Below are 26,513 nucleotides of genomic sequence, written 5' to 3' on the forward strand. Positions count from 1 at the left end.
ACAGTGTACAATTGGATACCGTTCCAGTTTTCTAAAATTTGAGGAAATGGTTAAGAGACAAAAAGGGCCGGAGTTTCCCCCCGGCCCTTGGTCTTCTTCGCCTGTTACGGCTTACATCTTGGCGCGTTCCGAGCGCAGCGCCGCATAGAGGCACAGGCACATGGCCAGAACCACAACGGTGAACGGGATCCCCATAGAGACCGCAGCCCCCTGGAGCGCGTTCAGACCGCCCCCCAGCAACAGGGCAATCGCCACCAGACCCTCGAAGGTGCACCAGAACACACGCTGTGCCACCGGCGCGTCGATCTTGCCGCCTGCGGTGATCGTGTCGATGACCAGCGACCCGGAGTCCGAGGAGGTCACAAAGAAGATCACGATCAGAACAAGGGTGATCGGGGCCACGATAGAGTACAGCGGCAGCTGGTCGAGCATGCGGAACAGCGCCAGTTCGGGCTTGTAGGCCGCAACGACCTCTTTCACACCGTCATAGCCACCAGCCATCTGGTCCATGGCCATGCCACCGAAGATGGTCATCCACAGGGCGCAGACCAGCGAGGGGGCGATCAGAACACAAAGGATGAACTCGCGCACGGTACGGCCTTTGGAAATGCGGGCGATGAACATGCCGACAAACGGGGACCATGCAATCCACCAGGCCCAGTAGAAGGTGGTCCAGCCATGCATGAAGCCAAGGTCTTCGCGGCCATGCGGGTTCGACAGCGGCACAAAGTTCACCACATAGTCGACCATCACATTGCCGAAGCGCCCCAGCAGGTCAAAGGTCGGGCCCATGATCAGCACGAACAGCAACAGAAGCGCCGCCATGGCCATGTTGATTTCAGACAGGCGTTTGACGCCTGCGTCCATGCCCAGAACAACCGACACCAGCGCGACCGCGGTGATCAGCAGGATCAGAACAACGATCAGGGTGGTGTTGACCTCCAAGCCGAAGACATCGTTCAGACCGGCCGCAACCTGCTGCGCCCCCAAACCAAGCGAGGTGGTCAGGCCAAACAAGGTTGCAAAGACCGCAATAATATCAATGACGTGCCCCGGCCAGCCCCAGACGCGTTCCTTGAACAGCGGATAGAAGGCCGACCGCAGGGTCAGCGGCAGGTTCAGGTTGTAGCCAGCGATGGCCAGCGACAGGCCCACAACCACATAGACCGCCCAACCCGAAATGCCCCAGTGGAACACGGTGCCAACGATACCCATGTTTTCATTGCCCGGCACCGACGGGTCCAGCCCCAGCGGCAGGGTGTTCAGCTCTGGCAGCGAGTAATACATCGGTTCCAGCACGCCAAAGAACAGCAGGCCAATGCCGATACCGGCGGAAAACAGCATCGCGATCCAGCCGGTATAGCTGTAGTCCGGCGTCGCGTTTTTGCCGCCAATGCGCACTTTGCCCAGGGGCGACAGCGCCAGAAAGAAGCAGAAGACCACCATAATGTTGACCGACCACATCAGGAACCAGTCAAAAGTGGAGGTGAGGTAGGGGCGCAGCCAGCCGAAGAGGGCGGCGCTGGCTTCCTGATTGGTCAGCGCCAGCACCACAAAGAGCACAATGCAGACGGCGGAAATCGGGAAGACGGGGTTATGCATTTCAAGGCCGAACGGTTGGATATTGTCCTGTCCGATCTCGTAATTTGAGTCAGTCTCGGTACTCTCCGAGAGTCCTCCTGAGGAGGTTGTGTCAGTCATCTGGGTCTCCCTGGTGACGATTTGCACGGAACCCCTGCTTTTTTGTTTTTTTGATTCACTTACGCGGGGTCTGCGCCCAACCTAGGGATCAGCGTCACAAAACCGACACGGAACACGACGGATTAGGGGGTATTCGCGCCAAAAACATCAGAATTCGAACTTTGGCAACGTGACCCTGGGGCACCCTCTCACAGTTTTCCCTGTTCCAAAACGACCCAAACTCCTGTATGCGCGGATTATCTGAGACGATGTGCCCAGACCCCGGCACGCGAAAGTAATGATAGTGTGGGGTCGGCGGCAATGGGGCCGCCAATCAATCGGGAGACCCGGGATACGCCCGCGAGAGCTCCCAATTAGGATACGACAGATGTTCAACGTCACCAAAAAATCGATGCAGTGGGGCGAAGAGACGCTCACGCTGGAAACCGGCAAGGTTGCCCGTCAGGCGGACGGCACCGTGATTGCAACGCTGGGCGAGACCTCGGTCATGGCCAACGTGACCTTCGCCAAAGAACAAAAGCCTGGTCAGGACTTTTTCCCGCTGACCGTGCACTACCAAGAGAAATACTACGCGGCGGGCAAGATCCCCGGTGGTTTCTTCAAGCGCGAAGCGCGCCCGACTGAAAAAGAAACCCTGACCGCACGTCTGATCGACCGTCCGATCCGCCCGCTGTTCGTCCCCGGCTTCAAAAACGAAGTTCTGGTGATGTGCACCGTGCTGTCGCACGACCTCGTCAATGACCCCGACATCGTTGCCATGATCGCAGCCTCTGCCGCCCTGACCCTGTCCGGCGCGCCGTTCATGGGCCCGATCGCTGGCGCACGTGTGGGTTACGAGGACGGCGAATACGTTCTGAACCCGACCGTCGACGACATGCAGGACCTGCGCCTGAACCCCGATCAGCGTCTGGACCTGGTTGTGGCCGGCACCAAAGACGCCGTGATGATGGTGGAATCGGAAGCTTACGAGCTGACCGAAGAAGAAATGCTGGGCGCGGTGACCTTTGCGCACGAGCAGATCCAGCCGGTGATCGACCTGATTATCGCCCTCGCGGAAGAAGCGGCAAACGAGCCCTTCGACTTCGTCGCACCCGACTACTCCGAGCTGTATGCTGTTGTAAAAGCAGCTGGCGAAGACAAAATGCGCGAAGCCTATGCAATCGCCGACAAGCAAGAGCGCGTTGCTGCGGTTTCTGCTGTCAAAGAAGCGATCATCGAAGGCCTGTCCGACGAGCAGAAAGAAGACGCGAACCTTGGTTCCGCGCTGAAGAAGCTCGAATCCGGCGTTCTGCGCGGTGACGTGGTCAAGAACGGCCGCCGTATCGACGGTCGTGCCCTGGACAAAGTCCGCGCGATTGAGTGCGAAACCGGCATGCTGCCGCGTACTCACGGTTCCGCCCTGTTCACCCGTGGCGAAACCCAAGGTCTGGTTGTCACCACCCTGGGCACCGGCGACGATGAGCAATTCATCGACGCGCTGCACGGCAACTTCAAATCCAACTTCCTGCTGCACTACAACTTCCCTCCCTACTCTGTGGGTGAAGTGGGCCGCGTTGGCTCCCCGGGTCGTCGTGAGATCGGCCACGGTAAACTGGCATGGCGCGCGCTGCAGGCGGTTCTGCCGGCACCGACCGACTTCCCCTACACCATCCGCGTGGTCTCTGAGATCACCGAATCCAACGGTTCGTCCTCCATGGCGTCCGTCTGCGGTGGCTCCCTGTCCATGATGGACGCGGGCGTTCCGCTGAAGGCACCGGTTGCAGGCGTGGCCATGGGTCTGGTTCTGGAAGACGACGGTTCCTACGGTATTCTGACCGACATCCTGGGCGACGAAGACCACCTCGGCGACATGGACTTCAAAGTGGCCGGTACCGAGGCAGGCATCACCTCCCTGCAGATGGACATCAAGGTTGCTGGCATCACGCCGGAAATCATGAAGTCCGCGCTGGCACAGGCGAAAGAAGGCCGTCTGCACATCCTGGGCGAAATGTCCAAGGCGCTGACCGAGGCCTCCGAGTTCTCCGAGCACGCACCGCGCATCGAGACCATGAACATCCCCACCGACAAGATCCGTGAAGTGATCGGTTCCGGCGGTAAGGTCATCCGCGAGATCGTGGAAACCTCGGGTGCGAAGGTCGACATCAACGATGACGGCGTGATCAAGATCGCATCTGCCAACGGCGAAGCCATCAAGAAGGCCTATGAGATGATCCACTCGATCGTCGCAGAGCCGGAAGAAGGCGCGGTTTACACCGGTAAAGTGGTGAAGATCGTCGACTTCGGCGCCTTCGTGAACTTCTTCGGCAAGCGTGACGGCCTGGTGCACGTCAGCCAGATCGAAAACCGCCGCCTGAACCACCCGTCTGACGTTCTGAAAGAAGGTCAGGAAGTGAAAGTCAAACTCCTGGGCTTTGACGATCGCGGCAAGGTGCGCCTGTCCATGAAAGTTGTGGATCAGGAAACCGGCGAAGAGATCAAGAAAGAGGAAGCCTCCGAGTAATCCGGTCTTCTCTTTTAAAAGCAAAGGCCCGGCGCAAGCGTCGGGCCTTTTTTGTTGGTTGTTAGGGGTGAGCGTCGTTATGTCCCAGCCGCGATCTGTGCAAACATCTTGGCTGCTTTGCCCTGCGCCTCAAAAAGCGCCGCCGCGATGCGGGACTGTTCGTCGGTGGAAAACGCCCAATCCGCCGCATTGAAAGGCTGGTTGAGATCTTCGATCGCAATCAGGCGGGACTTCGAAAGGCCAAGATCCTCGAGCAGCATTTCGATTTTCCAAGAATTGGACTGCAGAGCCAAGAAAGGCGTGCCCGTCAGCAAAGAAATGCACACGCCGTGGAAACGTCCGGTTACATGCAATTCGGCATGGGCAAGACGCGTTGCGTAATCATCAACGGTCTTTGCCAGATGCAGCAGCGGAAATTCTTTCTGGGTTTGAGCCTCAAAGCGCGCGATGTAACGGTTTCGAAGGTACCGCCCCAAACGCGTCCGCCCTTTGGGGCGTTTCAGGTGGCTCAGGCTTGGGATGTACTGCGCGTTTGACAGTTGCGCGTGGTCTTTAAGCGCCGCGGTGACCGAATTGTCGACACTGTCGCCCACAATGGTACCACTGCGTTTTGCGGGCAGGTCAACGATCGGACCGCCACAGAGTGTGAGATCAGGGATCATATCATCACAGCGCGCGCCTTGGTCTGTCAGTTCTTGCGCACTGCGGCTGTCACGCACCCAAACGCCGGAAAAGGACGAAAGCGGTGCCAGCCAGGAATCCGGGTTCTCTTGGTACAGCGCATTGACCAGGTACGTCGGCGCGCGGCAAGCCTTGTGTTCAACGACTTTCAACAGGTCCAAACCTGCTGGACGACCATGATGAAGGGTGCCTTCGCCATTGATCACAATGCGTTCAGCTTGCGCCATATGACCTAAGAAGTCTTGGTCCTCCCACCAGCGATGTCGCAACGGGCTGCGTGCAGTGATTGTCATCCCGTGCTCGGTCAAACCCTTTTCCAGAACGGTCATGACACGGGAACAGCCGTGGTGGAAATCCTCACGTGTATCGTTGAGTATTACTGCCTTTGTCATCGCTTCTCTCGGGTGGTTTTCTTCAGTTGTACGTTGGAAGGTTTCTTTAGGCACACGTATCACACTGTTGCGCCCAACGCAGACCGCGAACTTAAGAGACCAAGTCTTGGTTGTCTATAAGACGCCCCTGAAGGGCTGTCTCAACACAAGGGCCAAGCACAACTTCGGTTCCGGCTTTGCGCGCCTCAGCCACAAGCCTTGCAACAACTTCGCGTTCTTTGTCGGGGTCATGGTGCGACAGCGATTTGACACGTTGAACCGTGTCTTGGTCGGTCTGATCGCGTTCATCATAGCCATCCTGATATTTGGTTTGAAAGAACGTGAACCCTGCAATCACAACTTTCTTTGCGCCTGATTTCAAAAGGAAATCCAGACACACCAGCCCAGTCGTAGGGGACGCGCCCTCCAGTCGCTTTGTCAGTTTCCGATAGCTGTCAGGGTCTACAATCCGAACCACCCTGTTTTCCGTGCCCCAACTGCGCGCTGCCCATAGGGTTATAGGAAAGCGACCTTTGCCAGTTGTCCGGTGCACAAGACAACGCACATCGGCTGCCGCTAATGCCGCGGAGGTCACCGCCGGGATGTCATCCGTCAGACTGTGAAACAACACATCGCAACGCTGACTGTTTCCGGTTCCAAACGGCAGGTCGACCCATAAACCGTTGTTCATTTTGACGACGAGATCAAAATCGTCAGCGGACCAGGGGCTGAGGTCATCGCTCAGCGTACGTGCAGGCCCCGCTAAGAGAACTGTTTTCCCTTTGAACCGGCTCTGCTCCAACAACATTTTACGGGAGAAAAGACGATAGAGAAGCTTGTAGCGAAGCACCTCCAAGAATTTGGGTCGGAGCTTTCCGGGCATGTACTTTGTCATTTTAAAACCTATTTTGGAGGCTGCCTTGAAGGCCATGCCGTCCAAAGTACCCGCTTGCAGAAATCGCCATTTTCTGCGCAGTTCTTTATCAAATTGCGAGAGAATAGCAAAATGTCATCCCCTGCTTCGAACACGTCTGAACCGGTTTTGATCCTAACCATGAAATGGGGCACACTTTACGGGCCACATTACGTCAACAACCTCGCACGCGGTGTGGCGCGTCATCTGAAGCGGCCGCATCGTTTTATCTGCTTCACCGATGACGCAACCGGGCTGGATGATGGGATTGAGGCCCTGCCATTGCCAGACCTGGGTCTGCCCGAAGGCCACAGCGACACCCGCTGGCGCAAGCTGGCGCTGTTTCGCGCGGATCTGGCTGGGCTGAAAGGGACGGCGCTGTTTCTCGATCTGGACCTCGTGATTGTGGATGATCTTGAACCGTTTTTTGAGCTGCCGGGTGCCTTTCACATTATCCGCGACGACGATCTGTTCCGACCGAAACCCCTGCGCAAGATCAACCCGGAACGCGATGCGTTCTTGCACTCGGTCGGCAATAGCTCTGTCTTCCGCTATGAGGTTGGCGCGCACAGCTATATCCTTGATGCCTTTGTTGCAGATCCCAAAGCGGCCACGGCGAACTATGAGATTTCCCAGCAGTTTCAGAGCGCGCAGCTCGCTAAGGCAGGCAATCTGAATTACTGGCCAAAAGAATGGTGCGTCAGCTTCAAGAACCACTGTGTGCCCAAGAATTTCGCCAGCTACTTCGCTGATCCGACACTGCCCAAAGGCGCCCGGATCGTACTGTTTGCGGGCAACCCGAAAATGGATGATGCGCTGAATGGCCGGGGCGGAAAATGGTATCGCCGCATTGGCGATATTTCTTGGCTGAAATCCGCTTGGGAAGACTGAGATGCTGACCGAGGCCTTTCGCGCATTCAAACATCGCCGCCGCGTGCGCCGGGCCTTGAAGGAAATTGAAAGCCGTCAGGTGACCCCGCGCCCGCATGGGTTGGACAGACCGCTGGTTGTGACTCTAACCAGCTATCCGGCGCGGTTTGAAACGCTGGCGCCGACGTTGCGCGGCCTCCTGCGCCAAAATGTGGCGGCGGATGACACGCAGCTTTTCCTGACAGAGAAGGATGCAAAGCAGCTTCCCCAGGACGTACTGGAGTTGCAATCCCAAGGCCTGACGCTCAAGCTTTGCGAGGACTTGCGGTCTTATAAAAAACTGGTGCCCGCCCTTCGAGAGAACCCCGATCGTTTTCTTGTAACCGCAGATGACGATGCCTACTACGAAGCCGATTGGCTGGCGGATCTGGTTGCTGGGGCCAAAAATACGCCCGGTTGCGTGGTTGCTCATCGCTGTCACAGGGTTCAGCGCCTAAATGATGGTACGGTGGCGGCATACGGTACGTGGTCTCATAATATTGACGCCCCTGCCAGAAGCGCCGATCTCTGTGCAACAGGGGTGAGCGGGATCCTGTACCCGCCCGCCAGTCTGGATTCACGCGTTACAGACGCCGCTCTGTTTCAGCAGCTGTGTCCGCAGTCGGACGATTTGTGGTTTTACTGGATGGCCCGCTTGGCGGGAACAGAGGTCGCCAAAATCGGCGGGCGGCGTCGCATTTTGGAATGGCCCGGCAGCCAAACGGTCAGCCTGCGGTCGGACAACAGCAGAGCCGATGGCAATGATGCGGCCATTGCCGCGCTGAACGATGTATTTGGCCCGCCCTAACGGGCGGGCGCCTGAGCATAACCCAGATTATTCCGGCGCTTTGGTTTTGCGCAGGTAGGGGAAGATCGTGTCAAACTCGCCGAATTTGGCTTTTGCGTCTTCGTCAGACACGGACGGCGGGATGATCACATCTTCGCCGGGCATCCAGTTTGCGGGTGTTGCCACACCTTTGGACGACATCTGCAGACCATCCAGCGCGCGCAGGATTTCCGCAAAGTTGCGGCCCACAGTCATCGGATAGGTCATCGACAGTTTCAGCTGTTTGTCGGGGCCAATGATGAACACGGACCGCACGGTGGCGCTGTCGGCAGGGGTGCGGCCATCGGGCAGATAGGCTTCGGCGGGCAGCATGTCGAAAGCTTTGGACACGGCCAGTCCATCATCGGCAATGATCGGGAAACCGGCCTTGGTTTCGGCATAGGTTTCGATGTCACCCTTCCACTTCTTGTGGTCTTCAACACCGTCCACAGACACACCGATCACCTTGGTGCCGCGTTTTTCCCATTCGTCCGCCAACTGTGCCACGGCGCCGAATTCGGTGGTGCAAACGGGGGTAAAGTCCTTGGGGTGCGAAAACAGGATCGCCCAGCTGTCACCAATCCAGTCGTGGAAGGTGATTGTGCCCTGATCGGTTTCGGCGGTGAAGTTCGGCACCACCTCGTTAATGCGCAGGCCCATAAGAAACTCCTCTCTTTCAGTGAATCAGTTGTGCGTTATCTAAGCACATTACACGTGGCTTAAAGGAGCTGGCTGCGTATGTCTGTGGATCTGCCAAAAAAATATTCGCGGTCCAAGGGTTAAAAGCGGCAAATCCCGTGCCCATGTGCGACCTCTACCCCGGGTCGCGGAAATTTGGCCCGAAACGACACTTGCCGGTGCCAATCCGCCCTGACAATGTGTGCGCAAACAGCGGCCCCTTTGGGCCTCCGAGACTATGAACGGAGCGAATTCATGATCGAAAAGCGCGATTTCTACATCAACGGCGAATGGGTCGCCCCTTCTGCTGCCAATGACTGCGAAGTCATCGATCCCTCGACCGAGGCGCCCTGCGCGGTCATCACCCTTGGCGCGAAAGCCGACACCGATGCGGCTGTGGCTGCAGCCAAAGCCGCCCTGCCCGGCTGGATGGCAACCCCGCCCGCCGAACGCATTGCGCTGGTCAAAAAGCTGATCGAGGTGATCGAGGCCCGCGCCGAGGATCTGGCTCAGGCGATGTCTATTGAGATGGGGGCGCCGATCGACATGGCGCGCCAGCAGCAGGTGACTGCGGGCACCTGGCATCTGAACAACTTCCTGCTGTCCACTGAGAACTTCAAGTTCGACCAGCCGTTGGGCGACCACGCCCCGAACGACCGCATCATCTTTGAAGCGGTTGGCGTCTGCGCGCTGATCACCCCTTGGAACTGGCCGATCAACCAGATCACCCTGAAGTTTGGCGCGGCGGCGATTGCGGGCTGCACCATGGTTCTGAAACCGTCGGAACAGTCGCCGCTGAACGCGATGGTCTTTGCCGAGCTGGTCCACGAAGCAGGCTTCCCGGCCGGTGTTTTCAACCTGGTGAACGGCGACGGCATGGGTGTGGGCAGCCAGCTGACCACCCACCCGGATGTGGATATGGTGTCCTTTACCGGTTCGACCGGCGCAGGCATTGCGATCACCAAAGTGGCCGCCGACAGCCTGAAGCACGTGCACCTGGAGCTGGGTGGCAAAGGCGCGAACATCCTGTTTGACGACGCCGATGAAACCGCCGTGAAACGCGGTGTGCGCCACATGATGAACAACACCGGCCAAAGCTGTAACGCCCCGTCGCGGATGCTGGTGCAGAAAGGCATCTACGACAAGGTTGTGGCCGAGGCTGCGGCTGTTGCGGCGTCCATCGAAGTCGCGCCTGCTTCTGCTGAGGGGGCGCATATTGGCCCCGTCGTGAACGAAGCCCAATGGACCAAGATCCAGGGCCTGATCCAGGCGGGCATCGATGAAGGGGCTACGCTGATCGCAGGCGGCACTGGCCGCCCGGATGGTCTGGACAAAGGTTTCTTTGTCAAACCCACCATCTTTGCCGATGTGAACAACCAAATGACCGTCGCCCGCGAAGAAATCTTTGGCCCGGTTATGGTCATCATCCCGTTTGAGACCGAAGAAGAAGCCATCCAGATCGCCAATGACACGCCTTATGGCCTGACCAACTATGTGCAGACCGCAGACAGTGACCGCGCCAACCGTCTGGCGCGCGCTCTGCGCTCTGGCATGGTGGAAATGAACGGTCAGGCCCGCGCCGAAGGGTCGCCCTTTGGCGGCATGAAGATGTCCGGGTCGGGTCGTGAAGGCGGGCTTTACGGTCTGATGGACTTCCTTGAGGTCAAGGCCGTGAGTGGCTGGACCCCGGAATAACCTATCCCAAACAATGATTTAGGTGCCGCCCCCATTTGGGGGCGGTTCTTTTTTGCCAACACATCAAAAAATCTTCGCTGCAGTGCAGAATTTTCCACCCATTTTTTCGCGGAATCCTGTAACCTAAGTTTGTAGTGGCGTAACTCAGTGTTATTTCGTCTATATTCAACTGACACCTTCCGGTTGAGGAAAGGATGAACGATGAATTTCTTTCAGGCGCTTGGCCTTTCGCAGGACCTGATCAGCGAAACCGTTTTGGCGGGCCAGCCCGCTGCTGTGTCCGCGATCGACAGTGAACCGCCCGCCCCTCGCGGCGTTATCGCAGCGGCCTTGGTCAAGGTCCCCGTCCCAAGCGTCATCGCCGAGAAATTCACCCGTCTGGAACGTTTCTGCGCTGACGCAGAGCGGACAACCTTTGCACCCAGCGATGATGCCTTGGTTCTTCGCGGGGTGGCGGCCTCTGCCAATCCGGCCATGGCCCGGTTCAAGTTGGAAATACTGTGCACCCTATTGCGGCAGGCCGGATGCAGCGCGCCCGTGCTGAACCTGTCCGCTGCGGCAAAGGGCACAGGCCAGCCCTTCTCAATCTCTATGACGGATATGCCTGCAGAGCCCGAGCTTGACAGCAGCGCCTCTCCTCGGATTACGGACCATCTGGCCGCATTGATAGTGGCAGACCCGGCGCGCGCCTGGCGCATTGATGATGCGGCCACCCATCTGGGTCTGACCGGGCGCAGTCTGCAACGGTATTTGCTTGCGGAAAACAGCACCTTTTCCAAGGTGTTGCGCACCGCACGGACCAATGTGGCGCGCCGCCTTCTGGAAGGCAAAAGCCACAGCCTGGCTGAGATTGGCTTTTGCTGCGGCTATGCCGATCAGGCCCATTTTCAACGTGAATTTCGCAAAGTGGTGCAGGTCACCCCGCGCAAGTACCGGCTGGGACAGCGCGCCGCCTGAGCCCCTCAGAAATCCGCCTTGGCGCGGAACTTCAGGCTTTCGCCACTGTCGGGGTGTTTGATCCGCAGTTCTTCGGAATGCAGCATCATCCGCGGATGATCGAGCGCAGCACCGGTCGCATAAAGCGGATCGCCCAGAATAGGATGTCCCAGTGACAGCATATGTACCCGCAGCTGATGCGAACGTCCCGTCTGCGGGGTCAGGCGCATGCGGCTGGTTTCGCCTTCGGGACCGTCATTGTAGCGGATGACCTTCCAATCCGTGATCGCAGGCTTGCCAGTGTCGTGACAGACCATCTGGCGTGGCCGGTTGGGCCAGTCCACGATCAATGGCAGATCAATTGTGCCAGCGCGCGGTTCAACCCGCCCCTGCACCCGCGCCACATAGGCCTTTTTGGTGGTGCGTTTTTCAAACTGCATCGACAGATGCCGCTGCGCATGGGCCGTCAGCGCAAAGACCATCACGCCCGAGGTATCCCGGTCCAGCCGGTGCACCAGCAAAGCCTGCGGAAACACCGCCTGAATACGCGCGATCAGGCAATCGGCCAGATGTTCGCCCCGCCCCGGCACCGAGAGCAGGCCTGCGGGTTTATTGACCACCAGAATCTCAGCATCATCATGCAGGATCTCCAGCGGCACATTTGGCGGATTGTAGTCATTGGACAGGGTCATGAGGGCCTAGCTAGTCGCATTTCCCCCCTGTCGCAAGCGGTTGCTCCTCGGCGGACTGTACCGGCGGCAGATGCGCCTCGCTCCATTCACGCAGAGCATCCAGAAAGGTCAGCGCCGTGCGGCCGCGTTCCGTCAGGCTGTATTCCACCGACACCGGAGAGGTGGTCAGCACCTCGCGCAGGACCATGCCCTGATCTTCCAGATGGCGCAGGCGTTCGGTCAGCATTTTCTTGCTGGCCCCTGCAATCACCCGCGACAGATCATTAAACCGAAACGGGCCGTCCTGCAGATGCCACAGGATCGATCCGGTCCACTTCCCGCCAAGGATTCGCATGCCCTGTTCAATTGTACAGGGGGCATTGCAGCTGCGCGCGGCGTGGCGTCGGCCATTTTTATCTTCGATAAATCGGGGGCTTACGTTTTTCATAGGGAAAATCCACCAGGTTACCAAAAGTATACTAGTTGATATTCCCCCCCAGCACAAACAGATGCTTGAAGAACCCAAACCCAAAGGATCTTCCTTATGTCTCATGTTCTGATTATTAACGGCCACCACCCTTATCCCTTTTCCGAAGGACGCCTGAATGCGGCCCTGGTCGACCGGGCGCGCGCGTTTTTTGAAGCCCAAGGCGATACTGTCAAAACCAGCGCCACCGCGGGCGACTATGACCCGGAAGACGAGATTGCAAAGCTTCTGTGGGCGGATCTGGTGGTCCTGCAATACCCGGTGAACTGGATGGGCGCGCCCTGGTCGCTGAAGAAATTCATCGATGAGGTTTACACCGCAGGCATGGACGGCCGCCTGATGAATGGCGATGGCCGCACCAGCGAGGAGCCGACGAAAAACTATGGCATGGGGGGCGTGCTGCAGGACAAATCCTACATGCAGTCCGTCACCTATAACGCCCCGCGCGAGGCCTTCGACAACCCGGCAGAACCCTTCCTGCAGGGCGCTTCCGTGGATGATATGCTGCTGCCCATGCATCTGAATTTCAAGTTCATGGGCATGCAGCGCACACCGACCTTTGTGGCCTATGACGTGATGAAGAACCCTGACATCGAAGGGGATTTCATGCGGTTTGACGCCCACCTGAAGGCCAATTTCGCCAAAGAAGACGCGCTCGCTTAACCTGTCAGGCCTTCCTGCGCATCTGCCGGATCAGGGTGGTCGAATAGATCACCAGCGCCGCCCAGATCAGTGGGAAGGCCACCAGCTTGGCCCCGCCGAAGGGTTCTTTGAACACAAAGACAGCCGTCAGGAAAATCATCGTCGGCGCGATATATTGCAGGATGGCAATGGTCGACAACCGCAGCAGTTTCGCCCCATTGGCATAAAGCACCAGCGGAACCGTCGTTACCACGCCGCAGCCCATCAGCATCAGCAGATTGGACCAGCCGTCAAAGAAGTGGTTTTGGCCGGTCGCGCTCAGGTAGACAAAGTAAGCCAGCGCCGGGGGCGTGAGGATCAGCACCTCAAGCAGGAAACCCTGGTTCGGACCGATTGGCAGGGATTTTTTAGCCAGCGCATAAAACCCCCATGTGACCGTCAGGCCCAGCGCCGCAAAGGGCAGACGCCCCGCATCAAGCGTCAGGATCACCACCGCCAGCGCGGCCAGCCCCACCGCCACCATCTGCGGTCGGGTCAGACGTTCGCCCAGCAAAAGCGCACCCAGCGCGATGGAAAACAGCGGGTTGATGTAATAGCCAAGTGCGGCCTCAATCGCGAAGCCCGAGCTGATCGCCCAGACATAGATGCCCCAGTTCAGCGAAATCAGCGCCGCCGTGACGCAGCCCATCATCAGGGTACGTGGCGACCTCAGGGCCGCCATCAGATCATCCAGCCTGCGCAGGAACAGCAACAGCGCCCCGGCCAGCGGCAGCGACCACAGAACACGGTGGGTCACCACCTCGGCCGGGGGAATATGAGCCACCAGCTTCATATAAAGCGGCAGGAACCCCCAAAGGAAATAGGCCCCAAGCGCAAAGCCAAGGCCTTGCGGGCTGTCAGTGTTTTCCTGCTGTGCGGGTGTATTGGCTGCGGTCATAGGTTTGTCCTCCGCCTTTTGGATACAATACCCGCAAGGCAGAGGACATTCCGTTTCACGTCGTTTCAATCAAACTTTGCAGCCAATGTGATCAAAGTTTGTGACGGGTTTGTTCAAGCTTTGACGCGTTCCGACTTGGGATCATACATCGGTTTGATCGAAGCTTCGGCTTTGACGCGGGTGCCGCAGACGTCGATTTCATAGGTCGAGGCCAGCACATCCGCCGCTTTTTCACCGGCGCAGGGCACATAGCCAAGGCCAACAGCAGCGCCCAGCGTATGTCCGTAGTTGCCCGAGCTGAGGTAGCCCACATATTCGCCGTCGCGCAGGATCGGCTCATTGTGGAACAGCAGGGGTTCGCTGTCGGTCAATTTGAACTGCAGCAAGCGATTCTGCGGGCCGGTTTCCTTGCGCGCAATCACCGCCTCGCGGCCGATGAAGTCACAGCCCTTGTCGACTTTGACCGCAAAGCCAAGCCCCGCATCCACCACGTGATCTTCGCAGGTGATGTCATGGCCAAAGTGGCGGTAGCCCTTCTCGATCCGGGCGCTGTCCATCATGTGCATGCCACAAAGCTTCAGCCCCATGTCCTGCCCTGCGCCATGCAGGGTTTCGAACACATGGCCCGCTTGGTCGGCGCTGACATAGACCTCCCAACCCAGTTCGCCCACGTAAGTCACGCGGTGCACACGGGCGAGGCCCATGCCGATCTCGATCTCCTGCGCGGTGCCAAAGGGGTTGGCCTCGTTCGAGAAATCATTGGGGCTGACGGCCTGCAGCAGTTTCCGCGCATTGGGCCCCATGACAGCCAGCACGCCTTCGCCTGCGGTGACATCGGTGATCACCACGTTGAAGTCGCCCTTGTGACGCATCATCCAGGTCTGATCCGCCAGACGGGTCGCCGCCGGGGTGACCACAAGGAAGGCGGTCTCGGACAGGCGGGTGACAGTCACATCGGCCTCAATCCCGCCGGTGCGGTTGAGGAACTGAGTGTAGACGATCTTGCCGGTGGGCACATTATAGTCGCCACCGCCGACATAGTTCATAAAGGCCTGCGCATCCGGGCCTTCGACGCGGATTTTACCGAAAGACGACATGTCATACATGCCGACGTTTTCACGAATTGCGCGGTGTTCCGCAGCGGAGTTTTCAAACCAGTTCTGGCGTTTCCAGCTGTATTGGTATTCCGGCGTCTGGCCTTCGTTGGCAAACCAGTTGGCGCGCTCCCAGCCCGCCAGTTCGCCCATGACACCGCCGTGCTGCAGCAGGTGATGGTGGAACGGCGTGCGGCGGATGCCCCGCGCGGTGTCTTTCTGGCGATAGGGGAAGTGATCCGCGTACAACAGGCCCAGCGTCTCTTTGGTGCGTTCAAAGAGGTACTGTTTGTTGCCCTGAAACGGCTGCATGCGGCTGATGTCCACATCGCCCAGATCAAAGGGTTTGTCGCCTGTGTCCATCCAGGACGCCAGCGCCATGCCGGCGCCGCCTGCGGATTGAATACCGATGGAGTTGAAGCCCGCCGCAACCCAGACATTGTCCATCTCGGGCGCGAGGCCAAGGTGGTAGGCGTCATCGGGGGTGAAGCTTTCGGGCCCGTTGAAGAAGGTGTGAATACCCGCTTCAGCCAGCATGGGCACACGTTCGACGGCCATTTCAAGGATGGGTTCAAAATGGTCGAAATCTTCGGGCAGCTGGTCAAACTCGAAATTGTCGGGGATGCCCTTCATCGCCCAGGGTTTAGCGTTGGGTTCAAAGGCACCGAGCAGGATTTTCCCGGCATCTTCTTTGTAATAGGCGCATTCATCCGGCACGCGCAGCACCGGTAGCTGGGTCATGCCATCGATGTTTTCAGTCACAATATAGAAGTGCTCGGCTGCGTGCAGCGGCACGTTCACGTTTGCCATGCGGCCAACCTCGTGGCCCCACATGCCCGCGCAGTTGACGATCATATCGCATTCAATATGGCCCGAGGCGCTGCCATCATCCGCCACCCAATCGACGCCCGTGACAGTGCGGCCCTGTTTGACGATCTCGGTCACTTTCACGCGTTCTTTGACAATCGCGCCACGTTGGCGGGCGCCTTTGGCCAGCGCCAGTGCGATGTTGGCCGGGTCGCCCTGCCCATCAAGCGGCAGGTAAACCGCGCCTTTGACGCCGTCGAGGTTGATATGGGGGTACAGTTCCTGCACGCGTTCATTGGAGATCTCTTCGACCTCGACCCCAAAGGCCCGCGCCATGGCGGCCTGACGCAGGATCTCTTCGCGGCGTTCTTCCGTCAGGGCCACGGTGATGGAGCCATTGCGTTTGAAGCCTGTGGCGACGCCGGTTTCTTCCTCGAGCGAGCCGTACAGCTCTTGGCTATATCGGGCGAGCTTGGTCATATTGGCTGTCGCGCGCAGCTGCGCGATCAGACCGGCCGCGTGCCAGGTGGTGCCGGATGTCAGCTGTTTGCGTTCCAGCAGCACCACATCTTCCCAGCCCAGTTTGGTCAGGTGATAGGCCACTGAACAGCCAATCACACCGCCACCGATAATCACCACACGCGCTTTTTTGGGGAGTTCCGCCATCGTCTTGCCTTCCGGTTCACTGTTTCTGAGAGTGTGGCAGGAAGGCGCGGAACACATGCCACGATTTCCGCCAAAAATCTTCTCTAATCGGCCAAGGGAGCCTGCGCTCTTTCCCGCCGCAGGGCGGATGGCGTTTTGCCAAAGAAGGATTTGTAGACATTGGAAAACCCGCTGCCGAATCCACAGGCCAGACCCACTTCGCAAATCGACAGCGACGAATTCAGCAACAGGTTATTGGCCCGGTGCAGGCGGATTTCCCGGTAAAAGGTCACCGGCGAACAGCCCAGGCGTGATTTGAATTTCCGCTCTAGGGACCGCGGAGAAATGCCCAAGGTTTCGGTCAGGGCGGCAATGGTCAAGGGGTCTTCGATATGGTCCTGCATCAGACGGATACAACGGTCGAGTCCGCCGTCGCCAGTGGTCGGCAGCTGCGAGGCCATATTGGGTTGCAGCGTGCTGCCGTCGCGCACGGTGTCATGCAGCAACACATTGGCGACGCTGACCCCAACCGCCGAAGAGATATGCTGCCCGATCAGGGCAAGGACCACATCGACGGTTGCTTCCATGCCCGCGCAGGTGACAATGGTCCCCTTGTCGCTGACCAGCGTGTTGCCCACGTTGAACACCCCATGCTGTTCGCGCAGCAAATGAGAGTTCTCCCAATGGGTTGCATGGGCACCGTCGAGCCCGCTTTCGGCGCCCTCTTCCTGAATGAACCGTGCGGCGGCTTCGGCCAGAAGAAACACTTTGGCGCCGCTGTAGCGATAATTGCGCAGGACAGGTGCCACAGACAAATCGGGGTGTTCGGGATCGGAATTGCCCAGCACAAACAGGAAATCCGCTTGCGGCTTCTCGGGCACGGGCTGGGTTTCGACCATAATGCCAGCGCCGTTCCTGCGCAGCCCGCCATCGCGGGACAGGTAGGTCCAGGAATAATGCGGCTGTGCGGTGCTGCGATTGGCAATGCGCAGCGGATCCAGAACCGCAGCCAGCTCTGTCAGGACAAAGCCATCACACAACAGGATGTCAAAGTGCCACGTGCGATCTGTGTCTGCGCTCTTGGTCATGGTTCTTACTCCGGAGGCAGGAGCACAAGCTTTCCGGGCAGGGATTTCTCGGCGAAATCGGCCTGGGCCCGGGCAATGTCCTGCATTGGGTAGGTGCGCGAAATCAGCGGCTTTAGCCGGCCTGCGTTGATCATGCCCACCAGACGATCAAAGATCGCCGGGGCCTGATAGGTGCAGCCGTGCAGCGTGATATCGCGCAGGTAAATTTCGCGCAGGTCCGCGGTGACCATTGGCCCCGCAATTGCACCTGCAACCGCATAATGGCCGCCGGGTTTCACCGCGCGGATCAGATCCGGCCAGCCGTCGCCCCCGACCACATCGATCACCACGTCATAGGCATCGCGGGGCAGCTTGGCTGCGCGGTCCAGCACGTCATCTGCGCCCTGACCGCGCACGGCCTCGGCTTTGGAGGCACTGGACAGCGCCGTCACATGCGCGCCGCGCAAGGCGGCAAGTTCAACCGCAGCCAGGCCCACGCCCCCAGACGCGCCGGTGATCAGCACATGTTGACCTGCGGCAAGATCTGCGCGGCTCAGCAGACCTTCGGCGGTGCCAAAAGCGCAGGGGATGGCGGCGATTTCAATATCGGACAAGGGCGATGCGCTGACGTCGCGCAGATCGCTTTCCAGCATCAGACAATATTGGGCAAAGGCGCCGTTGAATTCCGACCCAATCACCGAAATCGCCAGCGGCGCGCCCGGAACCGGGCGGGGGTTGCCGTTCGGGCATGTGACCCGCGCGCCCAGGGGCAGACGCGCTGCCCCCGGTCCACGAGCCACAATATGACCACAGAGGTCGCCGCCCTGAATCAATGGGAAGGGCAGCGCACCGCCCCACCCGCCGGTCTCGACCTCTTGGTCGACACCATCCGTCGCCGAGGTGATCTCGGGGGCGTACCAGCCGATCCGGGTGTTGATGTCGGTGTTATTGACGCCTGCGGCGGCAACTTTCACCAGCACCTCACCCGGGCCCGGTTGTGGCACGGGGATGTCCTCGCGCCACGCCAGCATCTCTGGGCCGCCATGGCCCAAAAGATAAACCCCACTCATCACCTCAGGTAGCGTCATGCACGGATCCTTTCGTTGCTCGGATCCCACAGCGGTTGATCCGGTTGCACAACAGCCTTGTACCGTTTGCCGTAGATTTCAACCTCGACCTCGGTGCCGGGTTCGGTGAGATCCTGACGCAGCATGCCCAGCGCGACGGAGGCATTGACCCGATAACCCCAGGTGCTGGAGGTGGTTTCACCTACAACTTCGCCGTCTTTCCACAGGGTCGACATGTAAGGCGCGTCTGCGTCCCCGGCATCCACGATGAGGGTGACAAAGCCCTTCTTAGAGCCTGCTTCGGCCTCTGCCTGAAGGGCGGCTTTGCCCGGGAAGTCCTGCGGTTTGTCGAGTTTGACAAAACGGCCCAGACCACCTTCAAACATGGTGTAGTCGGTCGAAAGATCGCCTTTCCACGTCCGGTAGCCTTTCTCAATGCGCAGCGCATCCAGCGCGTACATGCCAAAGGGCACGGCCCCCTGCTCGCGAATGGCAGCATAGACTTCGGCTGCGACCTCTGCCGGGCAGTGCACTTCCCAGCCCAGTTCCCCCACAAAGGAGACCCGCGCCAGCATCACGTCGTGACCGGCCACTTTGGCCTTCTGATGGGTCAGCCAGCCAGAGGACAGATCGCCATCGGTGATCGGCGCCAGCATGTCGCGGGATTTCGGCCCCGACAGCAGCAGGGTGACAACGTCAGAGGAAATGTCCTTCAGCTCCAGCCCTTCGGGCAGGTTGCGCCACAGGAGTTCAAAGTCGTGCCACTGCGCCACGGCTGCGGTCATCAGCATAAAGTCGTCTTCGCCGTTTCGGATGATCGACATCTCGGTCACAATGCGACCCCGGCTGTCGGCGAAATAGGCAAGGTTCATGCGGCCCACTTTGGGCAAGGCGCCGGTGATCTGGCCACGCAGCCATTCTGCGGCACCGTCGCCTTTCAGTGTGTAGCGCGAGAAGCCGCACATATCGATGACGCCTGCGCTGTCACGCACGGCTTCGCATTCTTCCTTGACGCGCTTGGTCCAGGGGCCTTCGCGGTCCCAGGTCTCGGTCGCGGCTTCAGAGGTGTCGTCGCCGTCTTTGGCAAACCACACGGCCCGTTCCCAGCCGTTGAACGCACCCATCTGCGCGCCATCGGCGATCAGGCGGTCATGGTTCGGCGACAGTTTCTTGTTCCGCCCCGCGGGCCACTGGTGATGCGGGAAGTGCATGGCGTATTCGTGGCCATAGGTTTCCAGCGCTTTCTGCAGGACAAAGTCATGGTCCGCATGGGCGGTGTAGCGGCGGCTGTCCACGGCCCACATGTCCCATTCGGTTTCACCGTCGATGATCCATTCGGCCATACATTTACCGGCACCACCGGCCTGTACGATACCAAAGGTGAAGCTGTGCGCTTCAAAGGCGTTTTTGACGCCGGGCATCGGGCCCATCAGCGGCAGGCCATCGGGGGCATAGGGGATCGGGCCGTTGATATTGCGGCCAACACCGGCGGTGCCCAGCGGCGGCACCCGCTCCATCGCGTCCTCGATGTACCATTCCAGACGGTCCAGATCATCGGGGTAGAGCTGGAAGGAGAAGTCTTCGGGCATGGGATCGTCTTCGGTGATCCAATGGGCCTTACAGTTGCGCTCATAGGGCCCAAGGTTCAGACCATGGGTGTCCTGACGCAGGTAATAGGAGCTGTCCACGTCGCGGATCATCGGAAGCTTTTTGCCGTTCTCCTTGGTGAATTTCTCCACTTCGGGGATCATCTCGGTCAGGAAATACTGGTGGGACATGACCACCATGGGGACGTCACGGCCACCATAGGGTTTGAACCATTCGCCAATGCGCGCGGCATAGTAGCCGCCACAGTTGACCACATAATCACATTCAATGTCGCCCTTATCGGTGTGCACGATCCAAGTGTTGTCGTCCTTCTGGGTCACGCCAGTCGCGGGGCAGAAACGCTGGATCGTAGCACCCAGATCCCGCGCGCCTTTGGCCATCGCCTGGGTCAGCTGTGCGGGGTCAATATCACCATCGAGCGGATCCCAAAGGACGCTGTCCAGATCATGGGTTTCGAGGAACGGGTAGTATTCCTTCGCCTCTTCCGGGGTCAGCATGTCCATCTGCAGGCCCTGATAGCGGCCCATGGAGGCGACGCGTTCGAATTCCTGCGTCCGCTGTTTGGTGTGACCCAGACGCAGCGCGCCGGTCACGTGGTAGTTCATCGGATAATCCACGTCTTCGGCCAAGGTACGGTACATTTCCAGCGAATAACGCTGCATGTTCATCACCGCCCAGGAGGCCGAGAAGTTCGGGCAGTTGCCCGCCGCGTGCCAGGTGGAGCCTGCGGTCAGCTCGTTCTTTTCGAGCAGCACAGAGTCCGTCCAGCCTTTTTTGGCCAGATGGAAAAGGGTGGACACACCGATGGCGCCACCACCGATGATCACCACACGGGCTTTGGTTGGAAAATCTGACATGAGTGCCTCCCAGCAATCTTGAGCTTTGTTTGTGGCGCCCCCTGCCTGTGGCGAGGGTGCATGTTTCAAACCCGCTCCCCTTGGGGTGCAGGACGTCCCGGCACGGGGCCGAGGATGTGGCAAAAAGCAGAGCCCTTTGTCGGGGCTTTGAGGTTAGTAGACCGGTGGTGCGATGACCCAGATCAGCACGGCGGCTGTTGGATAGGGATTCGACCAGGTGTAGGGTTCATTGCGAATGCGGAAGCTGTCACCCGCTCCAACGGTGAAGCTGCGCGCGCCAATGGTAATGTCCAGCTGACCAGAAACCACATAGCCAACCTCTTGCGTCGGGCGGCAGACCGGTTTGGTCATGGCCGCCCCCGCAAGGAAGGTGGAATGGACCATTTCAAAGTCGTCGGTCAGATCAGGGGACAGCAGTTCTTCGATCAGACCTTCGTCGCCGGAGCCCATCGGTCGACGCGCGCTGGCGCGGACCACAAGCCCCTGTTCGTCAACGGGGGCTGCATCATGGGCAAAGAGCATCGACAACGGCACGCCCAAAGCCTGCGCCATCTCGCGCAGGTCAGAAATCGAAGGTTCGGATTTGTCGCGTTCAACCTGGCTCATCCAGCCGACCGACCGGCCAAGCTTGGCGGCCATATCGGCAAGAGTGAGGCCGCGCGCCTTGCGCAGCGCGCGAATATCAGCACCTAAAGTGCGGTTCGTGGGGGCGAGTTCAGTCAAAGGATCCTCAGGCACGGCGTTTGAGTCGTGAAATTTCGTAACGTAATTTCACAGTGCCTTGCTGGGGTGAAAAATCAAGATTTTTTTTCACGCCTTTGTCACGAAAACCTGCTTAGCCGCCAAAAACGACTGTCAAAATGGCGGCAAGCTGATCTGCATCTTCTTCCGTGAAAGCCGCTGGCTGATCGCTGTCGATGTCGAGAACCCCAATCACCTGACCGTCGATATTGCGCACTGGCAGGACGAGTTCGGACCGGGTTGAAGACGCGCAGGCGATGTGACCGGGGAAGGCTTCCACGTCCGGAACCAGCTGGACCTCGCCGGTGCGGGCCGCAGCCCCACAGACCCCACGCGAGAAGGGAATGACAAGGCAACCATGCCCGCCTTGATACGGGCCGATCTTCAGCGTGTCCGGCGACGTCACACGGTAGAACCCTGTCCAATCAAAGCGGTCGTCGCTGTGGTGTAGCTCGCAGGCGATTGTGGCCATCAGCGCGACCTCGTCCGATTCGCCTTCGGTCAGGGCTGTGATGGTTTTGCTCAGTGTTGAATAATCTGCGCGCATGGATGTGTCCTTTGTTTGGAACGGGAAAAGGGGCCCATCGGCCCCCTCTTGGCCCTTAGGCCAATTCACCCTCGAAGGTCTTTTTAGTCAAAAGAAATCAGGGGCGTTCAATTGCAATGGCTGTGCCTTCACCGCCGCCGATGCAGATCGCAGCAATGCCGCGCTTCAGCCCACGCTTTTCCAATGCGTTCAGCAGGGTCACCATAATACGGGCGCCGGAGGCCCCAATCGGATGACCCAGCGCGCAGGCCCCGCCGTTCACATTGAGCTTTTCGCGTGGGATGTTCAGTTCGTGCATGAAGGCCATAGGCACCACTGCAAACGCCTCATTGACCTCCCACAGGTCCACGTCTTCGACACTCCAGCCCAGATTGGCGAGCAGTTTTTGTGCCGCCGGAACGGGTGCAGTGGTGAACCAGCCCGGCGCCTGCGCGTGGCTGGCGTGGCCGCACACATAGGCGCGCACGGTGAGCCCCTGGTCTTTTGCACAGTCCTCCGAGGCCAAAACCATTGCCGCGGCCCCGTCGGAAATGGACGACGCATTGGCCGCAGTGACGGTGCCCCCGTCGCGGAAGGCCGGTTTCAACGTCGGGATCTTTTCCGGGCGGGCAGCTTTGGGTTGTTCATCTTCTGCGACCACGACCTCACCTTTGCGGGTTTTGAGCGTCACCGGCGTGATCTCATCCGCAAACGCGCCACTTTCCTGCGCCGCCAGCGCATTTGACAGCGACGTCAGCGCGTAATCGTCCTGCGCCTCGCGGGTGAATTGATAGTGTTCGGCGCAATCTTCAGCGAAGGTGCCCATGAGACGGCCTTTGTCATAGGCATCCTCGAGCCCATCAAGGAACATATGATCAATCACAGCGCCATGCCCCAGGCGCGCACCGCCACGCATTTTGGGCAGAATATAGGGGGCGTTGGTCATGCTCTCCATGCCGCCTGCGATCATCGTATCCGCATGTCCCAGCGCGATCTGGTCAAAGGCCATCATCGCCGCCTTCATGCCAGAGCCGCACATTTTATTGAGCGTGGTCGCCGGGACCTCTTCGCCCAGACCGCCTGCAAAGCCTGCCTGACGTGCCGGTGCCTGCCCCAGTCCCGCAGGCAGGACACAGCCCATCAGCACCTCGTCGACCGACTGCGCCCCGCTGCCGTCCAAAGCAGCCCGAATGGCCGCGCCCCCCAAGGCTACGGCGTCGCTGTGCCCAAAGACGCCCTGCAGCCCGCCCATAGGCGTACGTGCCGCTCCGGCGATGACGACCTTTTTCATATAATTCTCCTCCAATTTTCCGCTCTATCCTCATCGAATACTAAGGTTTAGTACTTAGGGTAGACGCAAATTTATTGACTATTCGAGAGACGACGAATGAGCCTCACTAGCAAAGTCACCGAAGACGTACAGATTGTAACCGTCAACGCCGAACGCATTGATGCAGCCATGGCCATCCAGTTTAAGGAAGACATGCGTGTCGAAACCGAAAGCGGCCCGGCGCGGGTGGTTCTGGATCTCTCCAGCGTCAACTTCATCGATTCCAGCGGTCTTGGCGCCATTGTGGCGGCGATGAAACAGCTGGGCAAGGACCGCAAACTTGACCTCGCCGGGCTGAGCCCTATGGTCGAGAAAGTCTTTCGCCTGACCCGCATGGACACGGTTTTCAACCTGTATTCAACATTGCCCGAAGCGTTGGAGCCGCAGCAGGTCGGTGGTTGATAGGTATGATCCTCTGCGGAGCTAAAGCTTTATGACAGAGACTTTTTCCTGCTCGTTCAGAGCGACAGAACTGGACGCACGCGACGGTATTCTGCGTGTGGTGGATCAGTTGAAAGCGCGGGGAATCCCCGACTTTCGGGTCGAAGAAGTGCAGATCGCCTTGGCCGAGGCGGTCAACAACGTGGTTGAACACGCCTATGCGGGAACCGCGCCGGGCGACGTGTTGGTGCGGTGCAATCTCCATCCCGACCAGCTGTGGGTGAACATCAATGATGCGGGCACCCCCTTTCCCAATGGCACCCTGCCAGAGGGAAAACTGGCTGAGATTGGCGATGATCTGGACAGTCTACCCGAAGGTGGTTTTGGCTGGTTCCTGATCCGCGAACTGGCCACCGACATCCGCTACCAGCGGGATGAAGACAAAAACCAACTCTCGTTGTGCTTCTCCCTGCAGCTGCAGGGACCAGACGTTCGCACAAGCTGACAGGGCTGCTCGCAGCTGCGATTCTTTGGCCCTGTCCACCTTTCTTCTGCATGCCATCACCCGGCGCAAATCCGCCCAAGTGATGAAAACTTTAGAGAAAATTCACCCCTCAGGCACCGCGGACAGATTTCCGCCACATTTCGGACGAATGCAGGCCCCAAATCCGGGCGATATCTTTTGCCATAGCAAATGATGCTTCCTCCGGTGCTGTGTGTTTCTGCCCCCACCAAGTGCACGGCACCGGGGCTTCCTTCCTGTCCTGATCGTGAAAAGAATCTTCCTGCAAGGACGTGTCACGTCTAGGCTGCTGGAAATTGAGGAGGAACAGATTTGCACACAGGCCAGCCGCGCGATTTTCATAGCCCCGGACGCTCTCCTACTTTGGCACAGAACGGAATGTGCGCGACCTCGCATCCCTTGGCAGCGCAGGTGGCCATCGAAACCCTGAAACGCGGCGGAAATGCGATGGATGCGGCGATTGCAGGAGCCGTTTTGTTGGGCATTTGCGAACCACAGATGACAGGCATTGGGGGCGACTGCTTCGTGCTGTATTCCCGCGCGGGTGAAAACACAGTGCGCGCCTACAATGGTTCGGGCCGGGCCCCCGCCGGGGCTGATGCCGCCGATCTGCGCGCGCGCGACCTGTCAGAGGTGCCGCCCATGGGCCCCGAGTCCGTGACGATTCCCGGCGCGATAGAAGCCTTCTGCCATCTGTCTGAAACAGAAGGGAAACTGGGCCTCGACGCCAGTCTCGCACCCGCGATCCACTATGCCGACGAAGGGGTGCCCGTGTCGCCGCGTGTGGCCTTTGATTGGGGCAAAGACGAACACCGGCTTCAGGGGGCCGCGCGCAGAGCCTATTTGCTGGACGGGCGTATCCCGCAAATCGGAGAGATTTTTCGCGCCCCGGGTCAAGCAGAGGTCCTGCGGCGGGTGGCACGCGACGGGCGCGATGCCTTCTACACCGGCGAAGTTGCCGAAGACATGCTGACCGTGCTGTCCACCATGGGCGGCGTGCACGACGCCCGCGACTTTGCCGCAACCAATGGCACAGAGACCCTTCCGATTTCAGGCCCCTACAAAGGGGTCGATCTGGTGGAGCATCCCCCAAACGGTCAGGGCGCAACGGCGATTTTGATGCTGAATATCCTCAGCCAGTTTGACCTTGCCGCCCTTGATCCCCTTGGTGCACAGCGCGCACATATTGAGGCAGAGGCAGCCAAGCTGGCCTATGACGCGCGCAACAGGTTCCTGGCCGACCCAGACCATGTCACGCGCCTGGACCACATGCTGTCGATGGAGACGGCCGCAAATCTGGCGGGTCTGATCGACCCGACCCGTGCAATGCGGGACCCCGCCTTGACCAGCCAACCCGTCCACGGCACCCCACATAAGGACACGATTTACATCACTGTGGTCGACAAAGATCGCATGGCCGTATCCTTGATTTATTCTATTTTCCAGGGCTTTGGATCAGGCATTGCCTCCGAAAAATTCGGTATCCTGCTGCAAAACCGCGGCGCAGGGTTCAGCCTGCAGGACGGACATCCGAACGAGATGAAAGGCGGCAAACGCCCAATGCATACGATCATACCCGCCATGTTGACCGAAGGCGGGCGCATCACCCTGCCCTTTGGCGTGATGGGCGGATCCTATCAGCCCTGCGGCCATGCCCGCGTGGTCACCAACATGATCGACTATGGCATGGACCCCCAAAGCGCACTGGATGCGCCGCGTGCTTTTGCCGAAAACGGCGCGCTGAAACTGGAGCGGGGATACAGCGACAAAACCCGCGCCACCCTCGAGGACATGGGCCACCGGATCACTTGCCCGGACACCCCGATCGGCGGCGCGCAGGCGATCCGCATCCACGACACAGGCGTTCTGGAAGGCGCAAGCGATCCGCGTAAGGATGGCTGTGCTTTGGGCTACTAAGTG

23 protein-coding genes are annotated in these 26,513 nt (G+C 59.1%); 9 read left to right on the top strand and 14 right to left on the bottom strand.

The genetic code is table 11. The features are described from left to right. Positions 1–111: 111 nt before the first annotated feature. Positions 112–1,701: a BCCT family transporter gene (locus tag TRM7557_RS11450; RefSeq protein WP_058290350.1), complete on the bottom strand. Its 1,590-nt coding sequence runs from the start codon at positions 1,699–1,701 to the stop codon at positions 112–114. A gap of 367 nt (positions 1,702–2,068) precedes the next feature. Between TRM7557_RS11450 and pnp the strand changes: the two genes are divergently transcribed. Then, positions 2,069–4,201: a polyribonucleotide nucleotidyltransferase gene (gene pnp, locus TRM7557_RS11455; RefSeq protein WP_058290351.1), complete on the top strand. Its 2,133-nt coding sequence runs from the start codon at positions 2,069–2,071 to the stop codon at positions 4,199–4,201. 77 nt (positions 4,202–4,278) lie between these two features. On the opposite strand, the gene TRM7557_RS11460 is transcribed toward pnp, so the two are convergent. Next, complete coding sequence (locus tag TRM7557_RS11460; RefSeq protein ID WP_082626600.1) at positions 4,279–5,274, bottom strand: polysaccharide pyruvyl transferase family protein; 996 nt, start codon at positions 5,272–5,274, stop codon at positions 4,279–4,281. Positions 5,275–5,365: 91 nt separating this feature from the next. Further along, positions 5,366–6,184, bottom strand: coding sequence for a hypothetical protein (locus tag TRM7557_RS11465; RefSeq protein ID WP_074941784.1), 819 nt, complete (start codon positions 6,182–6,184; stop codon positions 5,366–5,368). A 123-nt stretch (positions 6,185–6,307) separates the two neighbouring features. Here TRM7557_RS11465 and TRM7557_RS11470 point away from each other — a divergent pair, with 123 nt between their 5' ends. Continuing rightward, on the top strand, positions 6,308–7,057 hold the full coding sequence (locus tag TRM7557_RS11470; RefSeq protein WP_235811467.1) for a hypothetical protein: 750 nt from the start codon (positions 6,308–6,310) through the stop codon (positions 7,055–7,057). 1 nt (position 7,058) lies between these two features. Further along, positions 7,059–7,883, top strand: a complete 825-nt coding sequence (locus tag TRM7557_RS11475) for a hypothetical protein (protein WP_058290355.1) — start codon at positions 7,059–7,061, stop codon at positions 7,881–7,883. A gap of 27 nt (positions 7,884–7,910) precedes the next feature. Here the strand turns inward: TRM7557_RS11475 and TRM7557_RS11480 are convergent, their stop codons facing one another. Beyond that, positions 7,911–8,561, bottom strand: coding sequence for a peroxiredoxin (locus TRM7557_RS11480; RefSeq protein WP_058290356.1), 651 nt, complete (start codon positions 8,559–8,561; stop codon positions 7,911–7,913). Positions 8,562–8,834: 273 nt separating this feature from the next. On the opposite strand from TRM7557_RS11480, the gene TRM7557_RS11485 reads away from it, so the two are divergent. Further along, a complete protein-coding gene (locus tag TRM7557_RS11485; protein WP_058290357.1) occupies positions 8,835–10,274 on the top strand; it encodes an aldehyde dehydrogenase family protein in 1,440 nt (479 codons plus the stop codon). 201 nt (positions 10,275–10,475) lie between these two features. After that, a complete protein-coding gene (locus TRM7557_RS11490; protein WP_058290358.1) occupies positions 10,476–11,231 on the top strand; it encodes a helix-turn-helix transcriptional regulator in 756 nt (251 codons plus the stop codon). A 5-nt stretch (positions 11,232–11,236) separates the two neighbouring features. On the opposite strand, the gene TRM7557_RS11495 is transcribed toward TRM7557_RS11490, so the two are convergent. Both TRM7557_RS11495 and TRM7557_RS11500 read right to left on the bottom strand, forming a co-directional pair. Next, positions 11,237–11,902, bottom strand: a complete 666-nt coding sequence (locus TRM7557_RS11495) for an RluA family pseudouridine synthase (RefSeq protein ID WP_058290359.1) — start codon at positions 11,900–11,902, stop codon at positions 11,237–11,239. A gap of 10 nt (positions 11,903–11,912) precedes the next feature. Continuing rightward, complete coding sequence (locus TRM7557_RS11500; RefSeq protein ID WP_082626601.1) at positions 11,913–12,329, bottom strand: winged helix-turn-helix transcriptional regulator; 417 nt, start codon at positions 12,327–12,329, stop codon at positions 11,913–11,915. A gap of 96 nt (positions 12,330–12,425) precedes the next feature. On the opposite strand from TRM7557_RS11500, the gene TRM7557_RS11505 reads away from it, so the two are divergent. Next, complete coding sequence (locus tag TRM7557_RS11505) at positions 12,426–13,031, top strand: NAD(P)H-dependent oxidoreductase (RefSeq protein WP_058290360.1); 606 nt, start codon at positions 12,426–12,428, stop codon at positions 13,029–13,031. Positions 13,032–13,035: 4 nt separating this feature from the next. On the opposite strand, the gene rarD is transcribed toward TRM7557_RS11505, so the two are convergent. The 8 genes from rarD to TRM7557_RS11545 all read right to left on the bottom strand — a co-directional run bounded on the left by rarD (position 13,036) and on the right by TRM7557_RS11545 (position 23,650). Further along, a complete protein-coding gene (rarD, locus tag TRM7557_RS11510; protein WP_058290361.1) occupies positions 13,036–13,947 on the bottom strand; it encodes an EamA family transporter RarD in 912 nt (303 codons plus the stop codon). A 113-nt stretch (positions 13,948–14,060) separates the two neighbouring features. Continuing rightward, entirely contained in the window at positions 14,061–16,514 is a 2,454-nt protein-coding gene (locus TRM7557_RS11515) for a GcvT family protein (RefSeq protein ID WP_058290362.1), read from the bottom strand. An 83-nt stretch (positions 16,515–16,597) separates the two neighbouring features. Continuing rightward, on the bottom strand, positions 16,598–17,581 hold the full coding sequence (locus tag TRM7557_RS11520) for a GlxA family transcriptional regulator (RefSeq protein WP_058290363.1): 984 nt from the start codon (positions 17,579–17,581) through the stop codon (positions 16,598–16,600). 5 nt (positions 17,582–17,586) lie between these two features. Continuing rightward, entirely contained in the window at positions 17,587–18,648 is a 1,062-nt protein-coding gene (locus TRM7557_RS11525; RefSeq protein ID WP_058290364.1) for a zinc-binding dehydrogenase, read from the bottom strand. Next, positions 18,645–21,092, bottom strand: a complete 2,448-nt coding sequence (locus TRM7557_RS11530) for a GcvT family protein (RefSeq protein WP_058290365.1) — start codon at positions 21,090–21,092, stop codon at positions 18,645–18,647. The genes TRM7557_RS11525 and TRM7557_RS11530 overlap by 4 nt, the downstream gene beginning before the upstream one ends. Before the next feature lie 153 nt (positions 21,093–21,245). Continuing rightward, positions 21,246–21,815: a helix-turn-helix domain-containing protein gene (locus TRM7557_RS11535; protein WP_058290366.1), complete on the bottom strand. Its 570-nt coding sequence runs from the start codon at positions 21,813–21,815 to the stop codon at positions 21,246–21,248. A gap of 112 nt (positions 21,816–21,927) precedes the next feature. Beyond that, complete coding sequence (locus TRM7557_RS11540; protein ID WP_058290367.1) at positions 21,928–22,380, bottom strand: GAF domain-containing protein; 453 nt, start codon at positions 22,378–22,380, stop codon at positions 21,928–21,930. A 97-nt stretch (positions 22,381–22,477) separates the two neighbouring features. After that, entirely contained in the window at positions 22,478–23,650 is a 1,173-nt protein-coding gene (locus TRM7557_RS11545) for a thiolase family protein (protein WP_058290368.1), read from the bottom strand. A gap of 96 nt (positions 23,651–23,746) precedes the next feature. On the opposite strand from TRM7557_RS11545, the gene TRM7557_RS11550 reads away from it, so the two are divergent. From TRM7557_RS11550 to TRM7557_RS11560, 3 genes are all read left to right on the top strand, one after another. Further along, the gene (locus tag TRM7557_RS11550) at positions 23,747–24,091 is read left to right on the top strand and encodes an STAS domain-containing protein (RefSeq protein WP_058290369.1); all 345 of its coding nucleotides are present in this window, start codon (positions 23,747–23,749) and stop codon (positions 24,089–24,091) included. A gap of 31 nt (positions 24,092–24,122) precedes the next feature. Then, complete coding sequence (locus TRM7557_RS11555) at positions 24,123–24,575, top strand: ATP-binding protein (RefSeq protein ID WP_058290370.1); 453 nt, start codon at positions 24,123–24,125, stop codon at positions 24,573–24,575. A gap of 396 nt (positions 24,576–24,971) precedes the next feature. Beyond that, a complete protein-coding gene (locus tag TRM7557_RS11560) occupies positions 24,972–26,510 on the top strand; it encodes a gamma-glutamyltransferase family protein (protein ID WP_058290371.1) in 1,539 nt (512 codons plus the stop codon). Positions 26,511–26,513: the final 3 nt, after the last annotated feature.

It is taken from the genome of Tritonibacter multivorans (assembly GCF_001458415.1).
Lineage (GTDB): Bacteria > Pseudomonadota > Alphaproteobacteria > Rhodobacterales > Rhodobacteraceae > Epibacterium > Epibacterium multivorans.

What these genes read in the sequence shown, in the direction of transcription:
- TRM7557_RS11450 (WP_058290350.1), bottom strand. Translation starts at nt 1,701, where the DNA reads ATGACTGACACAACCTCCTCAGGAGGACTCTCGGAGAGTACCGAGACT.
- pnp (WP_058290351.1), top strand. Translation starts at nt 2,069, where the DNA reads ATGTTCAACGTCACCAAAAAATCGATGCAGTGGGGCGAAGAGACGCTC.
- TRM7557_RS11460 (WP_082626600.1), bottom strand. Translation starts at nt 5,274, where the DNA reads ATGACAAAGGCAGTAATACTCAACGATACACGTGAGGATTTCCACCAC.
- TRM7557_RS11465 (WP_074941784.1), bottom strand. Translation starts at nt 6,184, where the DNA reads ATGGCCTTCAAGGCAGCCTCCAAAATAGGTTTTAAAATGACAAAGTAC.
- TRM7557_RS11470 (WP_235811467.1), top strand. Translation starts at nt 6,308, where the DNA reads ATGAAATGGGGCACACTTTACGGGCCACATTACGTCAACAACCTCGCA.
- TRM7557_RS11475 (WP_058290355.1), top strand. Translation starts at nt 7,059, where the DNA reads ATGCTGACCGAGGCCTTTCGCGCATTCAAACATCGCCGCCGCGTGCGC.
- TRM7557_RS11480 (WP_058290356.1), bottom strand. Translation starts at nt 8,561, where the DNA reads ATGGGCCTGCGCATTAACGAGGTGGTGCCGAACTTCACCGCCGAAACC.
- TRM7557_RS11485 (WP_058290357.1), top strand. Translation starts at nt 8,835, where the DNA reads ATGATCGAAAAGCGCGATTTCTACATCAACGGCGAATGGGTCGCCCCT.
- TRM7557_RS11490 (WP_058290358.1), top strand. Translation starts at nt 10,476, where the DNA reads ATGAATTTCTTTCAGGCGCTTGGCCTTTCGCAGGACCTGATCAGCGAA.
- TRM7557_RS11495 (WP_058290359.1), bottom strand. Translation starts at nt 11,902, where the DNA reads ATGACCCTGTCCAATGACTACAATCCGCCAAATGTGCCGCTGGAGATC.
- TRM7557_RS11500 (WP_082626601.1), bottom strand. Translation starts at nt 12,329, where the DNA reads ATGAAAAACGTAAGCCCCCGATTTATCGAAGATAAAAATGGCCGACGC.
- TRM7557_RS11505 (WP_058290360.1), top strand. Translation starts at nt 12,426, where the DNA reads ATGTCTCATGTTCTGATTATTAACGGCCACCACCCTTATCCCTTTTCC.
- rarD (WP_058290361.1), bottom strand. Translation starts at nt 13,947, where the DNA reads ATGACCGCAGCCAATACACCCGCACAGCAGGAAAACACTGACAGCCCG.
- TRM7557_RS11515 (WP_058290362.1), bottom strand. Translation starts at nt 16,514, where the DNA reads ATGGCGGAACTCCCCAAAAAAGCGCGTGTGGTGATTATCGGTGGCGGT.
- TRM7557_RS11520 (WP_058290363.1), bottom strand. Translation starts at nt 17,581, where the DNA reads ATGACCAAGAGCGCAGACACAGATCGCACGTGGCACTTTGACATCCTG.
- TRM7557_RS11525 (WP_058290364.1), bottom strand. Translation starts at nt 18,648, where the DNA reads ATGACGCTACCTGAGGTGATGAGTGGGGTTTATCTTTTGGGCCATGGC.
- TRM7557_RS11530 (WP_058290365.1), bottom strand. Translation starts at nt 21,092, where the DNA reads ATGTCAGATTTTCCAACCAAAGCCCGTGTGGTGATCATCGGTGGTGGC.
- TRM7557_RS11540 (WP_058290367.1), bottom strand. Translation starts at nt 22,380, where the DNA reads ATGCGCGCAGATTATTCAACACTGAGCAAAACCATCACAGCCCTGACC.
- TRM7557_RS11545 (WP_058290368.1), bottom strand. Translation starts at nt 23,650, where the DNA reads ATGAAAAAGGTCGTCATCGCCGGAGCGGCACGTACGCCTATGGGCGGG.
- TRM7557_RS11550 (WP_058290369.1), top strand. Translation starts at nt 23,747, where the DNA reads ATGAGCCTCACTAGCAAAGTCACCGAAGACGTACAGATTGTAACCGTC.
- TRM7557_RS11555 (WP_058290370.1), top strand. Translation starts at nt 24,123, where the DNA reads ATGACAGAGACTTTTTCCTGCTCGTTCAGAGCGACAGAACTGGACGCA.
- TRM7557_RS11560 (WP_058290371.1), top strand. Translation starts at nt 24,972, where the DNA reads ATGTGCGCGACCTCGCATCCCTTGGCAGCGCAGGTGGCCATCGAAACC.